Annotated in this window: 10 protein-coding genes, 1 tRNA gene and 5 pseudogenes; 14 read left to right on the plus strand and 2 right to left on the minus strand. The window is 43.1% G+C overall.

All coding sequences use genetic code 11. From position 1 onward, the window contains the following. Nucleotides 1-602 precede the first annotated feature (602 nt). Together JCM10519_RS00260 and JCM10519_RS24575 are read left to right on the plus strand one after the other, a co-directional pair. Entirely contained in the window at nt 603-773 is a 171-nt protein-coding gene (locus JCM10519_RS00260) for a hypothetical protein (RefSeq protein ID WP_347842640.1), read from the plus strand. 409 nt (nt 774-1182) lie between these two features. Then, nucleotides 1183-1359, plus strand: coding sequence for a hypothetical protein (locus JCM10519_RS24575; RefSeq protein ID WP_347842641.1), 177 nt, complete (start codon nt 1183-1185; stop codon nt 1357-1359). Nucleotides 1360-1903: 544 nt separating this feature from the next. Here the strand turns inward: JCM10519_RS24575 and JCM10519_RS24580 are convergent. Further along, nucleotides 1904-2206, minus strand: coding sequence for a hypothetical protein (locus JCM10519_RS24580; RefSeq protein ID WP_347842642.1), 303 nt, complete (start codon nt 2204-2206; stop codon nt 1904-1906). 363 nt (nt 2207-2569) lie between these two features. Between JCM10519_RS24580 and JCM10519_RS00275 the strand changes: the two genes are divergently transcribed. The 4 genes from JCM10519_RS00275 to JCM10519_RS00285 all read left to right on the plus strand — a co-directional run bounded on the left by JCM10519_RS00275 (nt 2570) and on the right by JCM10519_RS00285 (nt 4641). Then, complete coding sequence (locus JCM10519_RS00275; RefSeq protein WP_054737630.1) at nt 2570-2812, plus strand: hypothetical protein; 243 nt, start codon at nt 2570-2572, stop codon at nt 2810-2812. Between the two features lie 160 nt (nt 2813-2972). Further along, nucleotides 2973-3197 carry a hypothetical protein gene (locus tag JCM10519_RS00280; RefSeq protein ID WP_054737631.1) on the plus strand — a complete coding sequence of 75 codons (225 nt, stop codon included), beginning with the start codon at nt 2973-2975 and terminating at the stop codon, nt 3195-3197. A gap of 13 nt (nt 3198-3210) precedes the next feature. Continuing rightward, nucleotides 3211-3399 carry a hypothetical protein gene (locus JCM10519_RS24585; protein WP_347842643.1) on the plus strand — a complete coding sequence of 63 codons (189 nt, stop codon included), beginning with the start codon at nt 3211-3213 and terminating at the stop codon, nt 3397-3399. A 72-nt stretch (nt 3400-3471) separates the two neighbouring features. Further along, nucleotides 3472-4641: a site-specific integrase gene (locus JCM10519_RS00285; protein ID WP_054737632.1), complete on the plus strand. Its 1170-nt coding sequence runs from the start codon at nt 3472-3474 to the stop codon at nt 4639-4641. A gap of 90 nt (nt 4642-4731) precedes the next feature. Here JCM10519_RS00285 and JCM10519_RS00290 read toward each other — a convergent pair. Then, nucleotides 4732-4802 (minus strand) — tRNA-Gly (locus tag JCM10519_RS00290). Between the two features lie 155 nt (nt 4803-4957). On the opposite strand from JCM10519_RS00290, the pseudogene JCM10519_RS00295 reads away from it, so the two are divergent. The 8 genes and pseudogenes from JCM10519_RS00295 (at nt 4958) to JCM10519_RS00325 (ending at nt 15350) form a co-directional block, all read left to right on the plus strand. Continuing rightward, nucleotides 4958-6874 (plus strand): annotated as a pseudogene (locus tag JCM10519_RS00295) (DNA gyrase subunit B). Nucleotides 6875-6926: 52 nt separating this feature from the next. Next, a pseudogene (locus tag JCM10519_RS00300) lies at nt 6927-9123 on the plus strand (DNA topoisomerase (ATP-hydrolyzing)). Between the two features lie 159 nt (nt 9124-9282). Next, nucleotides 9283-10369, plus strand: a pseudogene (gene asd, locus JCM10519_RS00305) (aspartate-semialdehyde dehydrogenase). A gap of 94 nt (nt 10370-10463) precedes the next feature. Beyond that, entirely contained in the window at nt 10464-10886 is a 423-nt protein-coding gene (locus JCM10519_RS24590) for a hypothetical protein (protein WP_347842903.1), read from the plus strand. Beyond that, a pseudogene (locus JCM10519_RS00310) lies at nt 10787-11494 on the plus strand (aldose epimerase family protein); the annotation flags it as partial. The gene JCM10519_RS24590 and the pseudogene JCM10519_RS00310, both read left to right, overlap by 100 nt. 77 nt (nt 11495-11571) lie before the next feature. Then, nucleotides 11572-12462 carry an EamA family transporter gene (locus JCM10519_RS00315; protein ID WP_054737633.1) on the plus strand — a complete coding sequence of 297 codons (891 nt, stop codon included), beginning with the start codon at nt 11572-11574 and terminating at the stop codon, nt 12460-12462. Between the two features lie 77 nt (nt 12463-12539). Next, nucleotides 12540-14704 (plus strand): annotated as a pseudogene (locus tag JCM10519_RS00320) (DNA topoisomerase). Continuing rightward, on the plus strand, nt 14682-15350 hold the full coding sequence (locus tag JCM10519_RS00325) for a UDP-N-acetylglucosamine pyrophosphorylase (RefSeq protein ID WP_054737634.1): 669 nt from the start codon (nt 14682-14684) through the stop codon (nt 15348-15350). The pseudogene JCM10519_RS00320 and the gene JCM10519_RS00325 overlap by 23 nt, the downstream one beginning before the upstream one ends. Nucleotides 15351-15360: the final 10 nt, after the last annotated feature.

Below are 15360 nucleotides of genomic sequence, written 5' to 3' on the forward strand. Positions count from 1 at the left end.
TGTCTTTTGGTATGTTCCTTCTAGCACTGCTGACATTCGTCATTAAGACATGTCGCTAAATGCAAAAAGCCTTCCCTGTACTTTGGCCGGTTGGGAAGGTCTTTGCTTTTCTAATTAGCCAACCACCCTGTGGCGATTGCCTTTTTTTATTATATTACACCTACTGTTGAAATATTACAACAAATTGCTGCGGGTAACCAAAATTTCGGGTCCGCCTATACTACCATAACCCATCTGCAATTCTTTTGGCGTTTGTCCCGATTCCCAATACTCCCATATAGATTCCTACCTATCGTAGTACTGCTCAAACCACGTTGGATGTCTTTGATTGTTTATTTCCTTTTTAGTATCCGGCTGCCGAAAGAAACCGCAGCTTGTATGGTCCGCCCCGCAACCATCCTTGTCTCTGATGTAATGAGGACACCTGTTAACGTCTTCTGCAAGCCCACATTTCCCTAACATATTGATCACCTCAGCTACATTGTAATTGAATGTATGTTCTGAACGCAATAGAAATAGTGATTTAATTACTTGGAGCATATTTGAATATTTCGATAATTATCTTCCTTTGGAAGGTGCTGAAAATCACTCTGCAGAAGAAAATGAATGGTTTAATAAATATGCGAAAGCTCTTAGAGCGGCTTCCAGCTTTAAATTTGGGTCGTAGAAAGATTCGTGGAAGTGATTTGGAAAAATACATAGAAAACTACCCAGTAGAAAATCAGGTAATAAAGGAGAGCGAAATAAAAGTAGGGAGAAAAGTAAAAATTTAAATTTTGCAATATTTACATAAAGATTCAAATCAGGGTAATATCGTAAAATATCTATCCCAAGAAGTTGAGTAAAGGAGGAAGATATGCATTACATTGACGTAAAAAGCGTGATGGAAGTTATGAAATCCTTATAGCAAGCTAAATTGAATAGCATGGAAAATTCCGTTGTACTAGTACAAGTCCATGGGGTTGACTAGGAAAAGTTATCATGGTTGATATTGTTAACTCGCAGGTATCAGAAACCAAGCATAATAGAGCCGAATAATCGGCTGTATGGTTGACAACGAAATTTTGCACAGTCTAAATAAAAGGACGCTCAATTTTGAACTGTAAGGGTGGAGGTTTCCATTCTTAAAGGGAGCCGTTTTATGAAAATACAAGATGAATTACCAGAAAGCAAGGTGATATTATGAAAGATACAATTACCACTGTTGGTACACTCGATCCCTGGAAAGCTTTTGAAGCCCTTGGAAGGATCATCGGTGATAAGTATGGGGCGGAAGTTAAATTGATAAGTCTCAGAGAAAAAGAAACTAATGAATATAATTCTGAAAAAGAAAAGTCCGGCTGTTACCGGGAAAAGTAATTGCACATTGAAATTGGATATGTTACCATTGTGACATGGAACAATCGTGTCACTGCAAGGGATTGGCCTTCCATCATACATAGATGGGAGGTGATGCGGATGAAGTATGACTTTAAAGACCTTATGGCCTTTGGTACATTCATTTTAGCATTGCTTCCCTTTATTTTTGTTAATTGTAAGTAGCATTTTTCTATAAAGTCCCAGAGATGGGCAATAGAAAATCCCCCTTGTATACTTGGTCGGTATCGGGGGATTTCTATCTTCAATATGGGCCAACCCCTTGTATTGGGGCGGTTGTTCCTTTTGTAATTCTAATATAGCATATCTGACAATGGCATTCAAGCTATTTAGGAATTTTCAACTATAATTTTTTTTAAATCGTATTTTCATCTCTGTTTGAAATTCCTCAGTTCCATGATTTACTATCCAATTTAAAAGTTCATCCGGAGTTCGTATATGTTTCTCACGAATTATGACAGAGGACTCAGATCTAAAAGCCTCTTGAGTGTTACGCAAAAAACAATCTAAGCTGAGGTCGGCATTATCAGATATCATGGTACTGCTTGTCTTTTTTTGGGTCTAGGCAATGAAATGCGTCATAAAGTCCTTCGACATTTACAATATAATTACCGTCTTTAAGTGATATGATTCTAAAATCAATATTTATAGCTTGTTCTATAGCACGATTAATAAAGGCGGTCGTGATTTCGCCCATATTTACTGCGTGCTGCTTCACCTTTTCTCTGTGTTCAGGGGTCATGCGAACTTTAACTTCTACAAAATTTTCCATATATTTTTTTGTGGGCTTTGATTTGGGCTGCGGTGTTCTTTTTCTTGATTCTTCCATATTTGTTCTCCATTCTACTTTACGGGTGAGTTAGTAACGATCTCTATATGATTTCGTATATATAATAACACAAAGGATAATATACGACTATATACATAATGAATATACGACCAAATAATCGTTCATTATTACTATAGATATATACGACCATATACAATGTGATGTAATTACAAGTTAGCAAACCACCGATAACCCGAAAAGATTATGAAATTCCAGTCAATATACCTGTGAGTGAGCCAAGGTAAAACCAATAGCCAGGAAGATTACCGGAACAGTGCAAGGATTCAATCCCAATGAGGAGGTACCAAGGTTGGCGAACAATAGGCCGGTAAGAATCCAACAGAAGGAAAGAAAAACAATCGCATGGGAGAAAGGACCATTGAAAACAGAGTAAGAAAGCTCAAAGCAATTGAGGAGCAGATGAAAACACTGGAACTGGAGGTGGACAAGCTTAAAGAGGAAATCAAGAAGGAAATGGAAGCCAGAGGAGTGGAGGAGTTAAAAGCCGGGGATTTCCTTGTAAGGTGGAAATGTGTTATAGGTGGTCGATTTGACAGCAAGGCATTCCAGAAGGAGTATATGAGGCCCTCTATAGCCAGTATGTGAAGCAATCAGTGGGTAAGCACTTTACGATAGCATAACAGGCCAGTAAGCGTCCAGGGCTAATAAAAGAATTTAACCCGATCACACACCAATGCAAAGGGGTACTCTGATTATATCACAGATTTATCCCGTTGCAAACCCAAGGTAAAGGAGAAGTTAAAAAATGAGCATAGCAGAAGAAATGATTGTAAAACTCCTTAAAATGTCAATCGATTTAAGTATAGAAGAACTTGAGTCCCTTCGGTCACTATGGATAAAAGAGATAAATGCTGTTGATCAAAGTAAGGAGTTGCAGCATTCTTGTAATAAATTCATGGATTTGGTTATTCAATTTAAGAAGGAAAACTTGGAGTGTGAATATGCAAAAAATGATTCTTGTGTCGGTTGAGCGGTACAGTCGCTTGGTAGATAGCTATTATGAAGCAAGGGAAGAATTGAAAGAGCTTAATAAATCTTTGGAATCAGTAAAGCAGTTTAGAGAAATGCCATGGCGTATTGATAGAGTATTAAGGCTCCTAATGGAGATGGATGAGAAAGCATTGGATCGTGTATATTATTTATCTTTGGGAGTTTCGGGAAAAGCAGTTTGATGTTGAAGAATGTGGAGAAGAGCAGCATATAGTGTTTTTAGTTGCTGCCTTTCTAAAAAGGAGTGAAACAATATGGCAGTAGATAAGAACGGAAAGACGTTACCAAAAGGAGTTACCCTGCGTTCAGACGGTAGATACATGGCCCGTTTCCAGTATGATGGAGAGCGGTATACCATTTATGATATTAATGTCAAAGGCCTACTGGAAAAGATGGATAACATGAAATATGAGTTGAAGCATGGAATTTTCTGTAAGCCCAAAGAAATTACGGTTTCTGCCTGGTTTGAAACATGGTTGGAGCAGTATAAGAATAATACGAGCAAAGCTTCGACAATCCAGACATACAGTCAATCTTACGCAAGTTATATTGATCCGATCTTAGGCAAAAGAAAAGTGACAGATATTCAGCCGCAGGCTTTACAGAAAATCATTAATGATCTTTACAAAAAGGGATTCTCCAAGTCCAGGGTTAATTTTGTATTTGTTATATTGTCGGGAATGTTTAATCAGGCACAAAAGAATAAGTTAATAATAAATAACCCGGCTGATGCTCTGGTGTTTCCCAAATACAGGAAAAAGGGTCAAAGTGAAAAGAGGGTAATGTCACTGGAAGAGCAGAAGGTATTTTTGAAATATGCAAAAGGGTCTGTATACTATGCTTTTTACATTATGGCTTTATCAACGGGAATGCGTGTCAATGAGATAACCGGCCTGCAATGGTCTGATATAGATTGGAAGAATAAGCTGATCCATGTAACAGGGACCCTGGTATATCTTCGTGAGGGAACGGGGCGGTACAAGGATAGCCCGAAGACAGAGAGCAGCCGGAGAGATAGACCAATGCTTAATAATATAGAAGAACTCCTGAAAAGCATCAGGCATAGGCAGCTTGAAAACCGGTTAAAACTGGGCGAAAAATGGAAAGAAGAAGATAACCTGAAAAATATGGTCTTAACTTATGAAGATGGCGGAGCATTTTGGGATACGGGGATACGGGCAGGCATGAAAAAAATTGCCAATAAGATCAAGAAAGATGGTATAGAATTCGATCCGATAATCCCGCATACCTTACGCCATACATTTGCCACAAGAGGCCTGGAACAGGGAATTCCATTAAAGGCCATGCAGGTGATCTTAGGCCATAGCAGCCTTGCCATGACTGCAGATTTATATTCGCATGTACTGCCAGATACGAAAGCCGAGGAAATGAAAAAGATCGAAAAAAATACTGTGAAAAATTAGAAGTGGTGTCAAAGTGGTGTCAAGTCAAAAAAAGAGGACTATCCAAATTATTTTGGAAGCCCTCTTTTTCCTTGTAAATAAAAGGTTTAAAGCAGATAACGGGAATCGAACCCGCCTCCTCAGCTTGGGAAGCTGATGTTCTACCAATGAACTATATCTGCTTAGTCTTATTTGACACGTTTTATATTATACCATAGGGTGCTGGAAAAGTTCAATACCTTTTTATAAATTTAGCAAAAAAAATGCCAGAAACTTGCCAAAAATGGAAGAGGCATTGTATAATGGGATATGACAATACCAGATGTGGAGGAGTATCATGGCAAAAGCACAGTATAATGCGGACAGTATTACCGTTTTAGAAGGCCTTGAGGCGGTTCGAAACGTCCGGGCATGTATATAGGAAGCGTTGGGACAAAGGGACTGAACCATTTGATTTATGAGATTGTAGATAATGCGGTGGACGAGCATCTTGCCGGTTACTGCAATCAGATATGGGTCACCCTGGAAGCGGATGGGTCTTGTACCGTAAAGGATGCAGGGCGTGGAATTCCGGTGGAGATGCACAAAAAGGGAATATCGGCAGAACGTGTGGTGCTGTCCACCCTTCATGCAGGCGGTAAATTTGATAATGATGCCTATAAGACCAGCGGCGGCTTCATGGAGTCGGTTCCTCAGTTGTGAACGCCCTGTCTGCCCACATGAAAATTAAAATATATAAGAATGGTCTGATTCATTACGACGAATATGAGCGGGGCATACCAACGGTAGAACTGGTGGATGGCCTGCTTCCCACGTTAGGAAAAACAAAGGAGTCAGGAACAGAGATCAATTTTCTTCCAGATGGAGAGATATTTGAAAAAATCCGTTTTAAAGCGGAATGGTTAAAAAGCCGTCTTCATGAAACCGCGTATTTGAATCCGGAGCTTCATATTACCTATGTCAACAAAAGGCAGGGAGAAGAGGAAACCGTCATTTATCATGAGCCGGATGGAATTATCGCTTATGTGAGGGAATTAAATACCGGAAAGGAGGCAATTCACGATCCCATTTATTTTAAGGGGACCCTGGATAAGGTTGAAGTAGAGGCTGCCCTGCAGTTTGTGGATACCTTTGAGGAGAATATCCTTGGCTTCTGCAACAATATTTTCACCCAGGAAGGGGGAACCCACCTGGCTGGATTTAAGACCCGTTTCACGCAAATGATCAACAACTATGCAAGGGAACTGGGGATTTTAAAAGAAAAGGATGCCAACTTTACAGGAGCGGATACGAGAAATGGTTTAACGGCTGTTGTAGCGGTAAAGCATCCGGATCCTATTTTTGAAGGACAGACCAAGACAAAGCTTGCAAGCGCCGATGCCACAAAGGCAGTATTTACTGTGGCAGGAGATGAGCTGCAGCGGTATTTTGACCGGAATCTGGAAGTTTTAAAGGCAGTGATCGGCTGTGCGGAAAAGTCTGCGAAGATCCGTAAAGCAGAAGAGAAGGCAAAGACCAACATGCTTTCCAAATCAAGGTTTTCCTTTGACAGCAACGGAAAACTGGCAAACTGTGAAAGCCGTGATGCAAAAGAATGTGAAATTTTTATCGTAGAGGGAGATTCTGCAGGCGGTTCCGCAAAAACGGCCCGTAACAGGCAGTATCAGGCCATCCTTCCTATCCGTGGTAAGATACTGAACGTGGAGAAGGCATCTATGGACAAGGTACTGGCCAATGGGAGATCAAGACCATGATCAATACCTTTGGCTGTGGCTTTTCGGAAGGGTACGGCAATGATTTTGATATTTCAAAGCTGCGTTACCATAAAATCATCCTTATGACCGATGCCGATGTGGATGGAAGCCATATTGACACCCTTCTTCTTACCTTTTTGTACCGGTTTATGCCGGAGCTTATTTATAATGGACATGTGTTTATAGCCATGCCGCCTCTGTTCAAGGTAATTCCAAAGCGGGGAGAAGAGCAGTACCTTTATGATGAGAAGGAGCTGGAGCGCTACCGCAGGACCCATACGGGAGAGTTTACCCTGCAAAGGTATAAGGGACTTGGAGAAATGGATGCAGAGCAGCTGTGGGAAACAACTCTGGACCCTGAACGGCGGGTGCTAAAACAGGTGGAGATCGAGGATGCCCGTATGGCTTCAGAAATAACCGAAATGCTCATGGGAAGCGATGTGCTTCCAAGGCGGCAGTTTATTTATGAGCATGCGGATGAAGCCGAGATTGACGCGTAAGGAGAGGTAGTAATGGCAGAAAAAAATCATTAAAACAGAATATTCCGAGGAAATGCAGAAAAGCTACATGAATTATTCCATGAGCGTAATCACTGCCAGAGCGATCCCGGATGCAAGAGACGGCTTAAAGCCGGTACAGCGGCGAGTATTATATGATATGAGCGAGCTTCGTTTGAATCATGATAAGCCCCATCGGAAGTCGGCGCGTATCGTGGGTGATACCATGGGTAAATATCATCCCCATGGGGACAGCTCCATTTATGAAACGTTGGTAGTCATGTCCCAGATATTTAAAAAGGGGATGCCTCTGGTCAATGGCCACGGAAACTTCGGCTCCATTGAGGGGGACGGAGCAGCGGCCATGCGTTACACGGAAGCCAGGCTGGAGAAGTTTGCTGAGGAAGTCTATTTAAAGGACTTGGATAAGACGGTTGATTTTATACCCAATTACGATGAAACGGAAAAGGAACCGGAAGTCCTTCCTGTGCGGGTCCCAAACCTGCTGATCAACGGGGCGGAAGGAATTGCAGTAGGCATGAGCACCAGCATTCCTCCCCACAACCTGGGTGAAGTTATAGATGCAGTCCGGGCATATATAGACAAACCGGATATTACCATAAAGGAATTAATGGAATATTTGCCTGGACCGGATTTTCCTACTGGCGGCATCATCGCAAATAAAAGCGATCTGCCTGCCATCTACGAAACCGGTGCAGGAAAAATCAAGCTCAGAGGCAAAATTGAGGTGGAGCTTGGAAAACGGAAGGCAGATAAGGATAAGCTGGTAATCACTGAGATCCCCTATACCATGGTGGGCGCCGGGATCAATAAGTTTCTGATTGATGTGGCAGACCTGGTTGAGAGCAAAAAGCTTACGGATGTGGTGGACATTTCCAACCAGTCCAACAAAGACGGGATCAGAATTGTTCTGGAGCTGAGAAAGGATGCAGATGTGGAGAGAATCCGCAACATCCTATATAAGAAAACAAAGCTGGAAGACACCTTTGGCGTCAACATGCTGGCCATCGCGGAGGGACGTCCGGAAACCCTGGATTTAAAGGGAATCCTTAAAAATTATCTGGATTTCCAGTATAAAAATGCTACCAGAAAGTACCAGACCCTTTTGGAAAAAGAACTGGAAAAGAAAGAGATCAGGGAAGGTCTTATAAAAGCCTGTGATATCATTGATTTGATCATCGCAGTTTTAAGAGGTTCCAAGAACTTAAAAGACGCCAAAAACTGTCTGATGACCGGAGATATTTCCAATATAAACTTCCGGGTCAAGGGATTTGAAGAGGATGCGAGGAAGCTGTGCTTTACGGAAAAACAGGCGGGAGCCATTCTGGAAATGCGCCTTTACAAGCTGATCGGCTTAGAGATCCTCCAACTGGAAAAGGAGTATAAGGAAACGCTGGCTAAAATCGCTGAATATGAAAAAATCCTGTCCAGCCGCAAGAACATGGATGCGGTCATTAAAAAAAGACCTGGACAATATCAAAGCAGAATATGCAACTCCAAGAAGAACGCTTATTGAGGATGGAAGGGAAGCAGTTTATGAGGAAGAGGCAGTTGTCATATCAGAGGTCGCCTTTGTCATGGACCGGTTCGGCTACTGTAAGGTGCTTGATAAGAATACGTATGAAAGAAATAAAGAAACCATTGAAACAGAGAATCCTCATGTGGTAAACTGCTTTAATACGGATAAAATATGTATCTTTACCAATACGGGAAATTTACATCAGGTGAAGATTCTGGATATCCCCGGCGGCAAGCTGCGGGATAAAGGAACGCCAATTGATAATCTGAGCAAGTTTGACGGAACCAGGGAAGAGATCATATACTTATGCAATGCACAGGGCCTAAAGGGCCGTAAATTATTGTTTGCCACCAGACAGGCTCTTGTAAAGCTGGTACCGGGCGAGGAATTTGAAACAAATAACAGGACCGTAGCAGCAACTAAGCTTCAGGATGAGGATGGAGTCATCAGCGTCCAGCTTGTGGAAGGACAGACAGATGTGGTGCTTCAAACATCGGCAGACGTATTTTTGCGTTTCCAGGTGGAGGAGATCCCCGAGATGAAGAAGAACGCCAGAGGCGTGCGGGGAATCAAGCTGGCGCCCGGTGAGGAGCTGGAGACCGTGCATCTTTTAGGCGAGGATCCTATCATTCATTATAAGGAAAAAGAGGTCCACTTAAACCGGCTGAAGATTGGAAAACGTGACGGGAAGGGCAGCAAGGTACGCCTTTAATGCTCTGCTGCAGCATACATTTTAAAGAAATGTATCTGTGTGACGCACAAATGTATTTTTCTGGCGAATAAATATTGATTTTTTTTCACTTTGTTATAGGATAGTTAAGAATTTAGCATATGATAGGATTACAAAATGAAAAGAAAAGAGGAGAAAGCGATGGAAAAAAAATTGCGAGTTGGCGTTTTAGGAGCAACCGGTATGGTGGGACAGAGATTTATTTCTCTTCTTGAGGACCATCCATGGTATGAGGTGGTGACAGTGGCAGCAAGTCCTCGTTCTGCTGGCAAGTCTTATGAGGAAGCAGTGGGCGACCGTTGGAAAATGACCACTCCAATGCCTGAGTCCGTAAAAAAACTGACTGTTATGAATGTAAATGAAGTGGAAGCGGTTGCTGCCAGTGTTGATTTTGTTTTCAGCGCCGTGGATATGACAAAGGAAGAAATTAAGGCCATTGAGGAAGCTTATGCAAAGACCGGTACGCCGGTAGTATCCAATAACAGCGCCCATCGCTGGACACCGGATGTCCCTATGGTGGTGCCGGAGATCAATCCTGAGCATTTTGAAGTCATTGAGGATCAGAAAAAGCGTCTGGGTACGGATCGGGGATTCATTGTGGTAAAGCCCAACTGTTCCATTCAAAGCTATGCCCCTGTTTTAACGGCATGGAAGGAATTTGAGCCCTATGAAGTGGTTGCTACCACCTATCAGGCAATCTCAGGAGCAGGAAAGACCTTTAAAGACTGGCCGGAGATGGTAGAAAATATCATTCCTTATATAGGAGGAGAAGAAGAAAAGAGCGAGCAGGAGCCTCTTCGCCTCTGGGGAAAGGTTGAAAATGGAGAGATCGTAAAAGCAAGTGAACCTGTGATCACCTGCCAGTGCATCCGTACCCGTGTTAAATGGACATACAGCGGCTGTATTTGTAAAATTCCGCAAAAAACCGACTAAAGAGGAATTAATTGACCGCTTAGTGAATTTTAAGGGCCTTCCTCAGGAACTGAAGCTTCCAAGCGCTCCCAAGCAGTTCATACAGTATTTAGAAGAAGATAACCGTCCTCAGGTAAACCTTGATGTAGATTTTGAAAAAGGAATGGGAATTTCTGTAGGGCGTTTAAGAGAAGATTCGGTTTACGATTATAAGTTTGTTGGCCTTTCCCACAATACGGTCCGCGGAGCGGCCGGCGGTGCGGTTCTTTCAGCAGAGCTTTTAACCGCAAAGGGATATATCAAAGCCAAGGAATGATTGGATCATAAAGCTCCCGGCCTTCAGAGGGAGCTTTCAATAAAAGGCATATGGAGGAAGGAAAATGGCATACAAGAAAGAGCTTTGGGGAAACATGCCCGATAAAAGGGAAGTGTATTTGTATACACTGGTAAATAGAAACGGAGTTTCCGCTTCTTTCACAAATCTGGGTGCAGTTTGGGTCAACATGAATGTGCCTGACAGGGATGGAAAAATGGTTGATGTGGTCCTGGGATTTGACAGTGCAGATGAGTATCTTTTAAATCCGCCTCACTTTGGAGCTCCCATTGGAAGGAACGCCAACCGCATTGCAGGTGCGAAATTCAGCATTAATGGAAAAGAATATAGGCTTAAAGCAATAATGGACCTAACAATCTTCACAGCGGCCCGGATCTTTACCAGAGCCGTCTTTGGGACAGTGAGGCAGAGGAAAATGATCTGGGAACCAGTGTCAGCTTTTCCCTCCTTTCACCGGATGGAGACCAGGGATTCCCAGGGAATGCAAACATTACCGTAACCTATACTCTTACACCGGACAACAGCCTTGAAATTTCCTACCATATGATCTGCGATGCAGATACCGTAGCAAACTTTACCAATCATAGTTATTTCAACCTGGACGGCCAGGGCGGTACAGATGCCATGAAGCAGCGTGTCTGGATTGACGGAGATGCTTATACGAGAGCGGATAAAGGTTCGATTCCCACCGGAGAGATCACTCCTGTTAAGGGGACTCCCATGGATTTCACGGTGATGAAACCCATTGAGCAGGATATCCATGAAGAATATGAGGCCCTGATATACGGCGGAGGTTATGATCATAACTGGGTCTTAAACCACCTGCCAGGTGAGGTTTCCCTGTGTGCCGCATCGGAGTCAGATAAGACAGGCATCCGGATGGAGGTTTATACAGACCTTCCGGGAATGCAGTTTTACACTGCAAACTTCTTAAATGATGGAATGAAGGGCAAAGGAGGAGCGGTATATGAAAAACGCTGCTGCTATTGCTTTGAAACCCAGTATTATCCTGATTCCGTGAATAAACCGGAATTCCAGTCTCCAGTCTTAAAGGCCGGCGAAGAATACAAGACAACAACCATTTACAAGTTCTCCAATATAAAATAGAAACGAACAGGAAAATAAACCAGGGACGCAGAACACTGCGCCCCTGCTCTTATGTGAAAGGACTTTAAAATATACATATGAACAAGCAGAATGGAAAAGGGAGAAAGGCGCTGTCTGTCTTAGGCCTGATTGTAACAACCATCATATGGGGCAGCAGCTTTGTTGTGATGAAGAATTCGGTGGAAGTGGTTACCCCGGTCTACTTGCTGGCTTTACGCTTTACTATTGCTTCTGCCTCGCTGGTAGCCGTGTTCTGGAAGCGGGTGAAAAAGATCTGTAAAACCGATCTGATGTGCGGCGGGCTTTTAGGCGTGTTTTTGTTTGTCAGTTATTTTTTTCAGACCTATGGGCTTAAATATACCACTGCCAGTAAAAATGCATTTATCACCACATTGTACGTGATTCTGGTGCCGTTTCTCCATTGGTTTTATAATAGAAAAAAGCCTTCCCGGAACAATGTGGCAGCAGCAGGGATCGCAGTGCTGGGGCTTGCTCTGTTGTCCCTGGAGGGAAACTTATCGGTGAATGTTGGGGATCTGATGACTTTGGTATGCGGCTTTTTCTTTGCGTTTCACATTGTTTTTATTGACCGTTATACCGAAGACCATGACCCCATTATTTTGACTGTGATCCAGATGGCCGTGGCGGCAATATTAAGCTGGGTAATTGCTCCGCTTCTGGAAGGTTCCTTAGATTTAACTGCGATTGATCCTTCCATGATGATGGGGTTGCTGTATCTGGGGATTTTTGGCACCATGATCTGTTTTCTTCTGCAGAATATGGGGCAAAAGCATCTGACTCCCAATACTTCTTCCATCATTTTATCATTTGAAGCCGTATTCGGGCTGACGTTTTCTGTTCTGTTTCTGAGGGAACAGGTGACGATAAAACTGGCTGTTGGATGTGTTCTGATGTTGGCCTCTGTTATCTTATCTGAGTATAAAAGGAAAGGCGCCGCAAAAGCATAGTTATCAGAAAGATTTGCCATTCATGAATTTTAGTGTTATAATGGAAGAGTTACTATCATAAGGCGGTAGGGAGATATATGTCGAAATCGTTATACATTGCAGAAAAACCAAGTGTGGCCCAGGAGTTTGCCAATGCTTTAAAGGCGAATGGACGGCGCAGGGATGGATATATAGAATCGGATCAGGTGATCATTACCTGGTGCGTAGGACATCTGGTAACGATGAGCTATCCGGAAAGCTATGATCCCAAATTCAAGCGGTGGAGCCTTTCCACCCTTCCTTTTCTTCCCAAGGAATTTAAGTACGAGGTGATCCCAAACGCTGAAAAGCAATTTAAAATTGTAAGCAGTCTGCTGAACCGTCCTGATGTGGAGACCATTTATGTGTGCACGGACTCCGGGCGGGAAGGAGAGTACATATACCGTCTGGTGGCGCAAATGGCAGGGGTCAGGGACAAGAAGCAGAAGCGTGTGTGGATTGATTCCCAGACAGAGGAAGAGATTTTAAGAGGCATCCGGGAAGCAAAGGATGAATCTGAATACGATAATCTTTCGGCCTCCGCCTATTTAAGGGCAAAAGAAGATTATCTCATGGGAATTAATTTTTCCCGATTGCTTACACTAAGATATGGGCAGAACATTTCCAATTATTTAAAGAGCGGGAAGAATACGGTAATATCCGTCGGCAGGGTCATGACCTGTGTCATGGGAATGGTGGTACGGAGAGAACGGGAGATAAGGGAGTTTGTTAAGACCCCGTTTTACCGTGTAATCGGAACCTTTTCCAGAGAGGATGCAGCAAACCCCGAACTATCGGGCATGGATTTTGACGGGGAGTGGAAAAGCGCCCCAGGATCCAGGTATTTTGAATCCCCGTTCCTTTATAAGGAAAACGGCTTTAAGGAACGAAAATACGCAGAAGAGCTGATCAGTACCCTGTCTCTTATGAATCCCATGGAAGGAACCGTTGCTTCCATAGAAAAGAAAAAGGAAACAAAGAATCCTCCCTTGCTTTACAATCTGGCTGAGCTTCAGAATGACTGTTCCAGAATGTTTAAGATCAGCTGATGAGACCTTGAAGCTGGTTCAGGAGCTTTATGAAAAGAAGATGGTCACTTACCCAAGAACCGATGCCAGAGTTTTATCCACGGCGGTTGCAAAGGAAATCCATAAGAACATAGCCGGGCTTAAGGGCTTTGAACCTATGGCGGAAGCAGCGGCAGAGGTTATGGAGAAGGGTTCCTACAAGACCATCGAAAAAACCAGGTACGTCAATGATAAGCAGATAACGGACCATTATGCCATCATACCCACCGGTCAGGGACTGGCCGCATTAAGGGGCCTGTCTCCCTTAGGACTAAAGGTTTATGAGGTCATAGCAAGAAGATTTATATGCGTCTTTTATCCGCCGGCTGTCTATCAGAAATATGCACTGGAGCTTGTGGCGGATACAGAGCCTGCACCGGTTAACCAGGTGCCGGGCAAGGAACATTTCTATGCCAATTTCCGTGTCATGCTGGAAGCGGGCTATTTAAAAGTCGCCGAGGTATCCTGGGGAAAAAAAGAAGCAGCAGGATGAAGGAAAATCAGAAACTCCCTCTGAAGACAACGGACAGGAGGAAAGCAATCCAGAATCCTCTCAAAATCAAATGGACAATCCCGCATTCATTGCCATGCTTGGAACCCTGAAAAAGGGAATGAAGCTTTCTCTTAAAAAGCTGCAGATTAAGGAAGGAGAAACCTCCCCGCCCAAGCGCTATACATCCGGTTCCATGATCTTAGCCATGGAAAATGCCGGACAGCTTATAGAAGATGAAGAGCTACGCGCCAGATAAAGGGAAGCGGAATAGGAACCAGTGCTACCCGGGCTGAGATTTTAAAAAAAGCTGTTTCATATCAAGTATCTTTCTTTAAACAGCAAGACTCAGGTAATTGTTCCCACTCTTTTGGGAGAAATGATTTTTGACGTAGTCAATGCTTCCATCAGACAGCTCCTTAATCCGGAATTGACGGCAAGCTGGGAAAAAGGGCTGAATTATGTGGCTGAGGGGACCATTACCCCGGAAGAATATATGCAGAAACTGGAGAATTTTGTTGCCGGGCGGACCGCAGGAGTTTTAAGACTCAATAATCATTACGATCTGCATGGTGTATTTGATGCTGCGGCAGCTAATTATAAAAAAACAAAAATAGGAGATTATAAAATGAAAAAAAGAAGATATGACAAACCAGGACTTATTTGATACCACTCATACCATAGCCAAATTATTATTTGAACAGACCACTTATCCATGGGAAATTCTTCCTAAAATCAGTGAATTCATCGTTTCCCTGGGACAGCGTCTTCCAAAGGATGAGTATGTTCACGTAGGAAAAGCGGTGTGGATCCATAAATCCATAAATCTTCCGCCAACAGCCTGTATGGGTGAGCATGTAATCATCTGCAAGGGCGCACAGATCCGTCATTGTGCATTTATCAGAGGCAATGCCATCATAGGAGAAGGTGCTGTAATAGGAAACTCTTCTGAAATTAAGAATTCCATTCTTTTTGACGGTGTACAGGTTCCTCACTATAACTATGTAGGAGATTCCATTTTAGGATATAAGTCTCATATGGGCGCTTCTTCTCTGGCTTCCAACGTAAAAACCGATAAGTCTCTTGTTACAGTTCATGCAGAAGACGGAGATATTGAGACAGGGCTTAAGAAATTCGGCGCGATCATTGGCGATTTCACTGAAATTGGCTGCGGTGCAGTCTTAAATCCAGGAACCGTAATCGGACCGAAATCCATTGTTTATCCTCTTTCCTGCGTCAGAGGCTGTGTTGACGCTAATTCCATCTATAAGAATCAGGGAGAAATCGTAGAGAAAAAAATTATTGAGGAATAAGGAACAATAC

This window comes from Clostridium sp. NkU-1 (genome assembly GCA_001312405.1).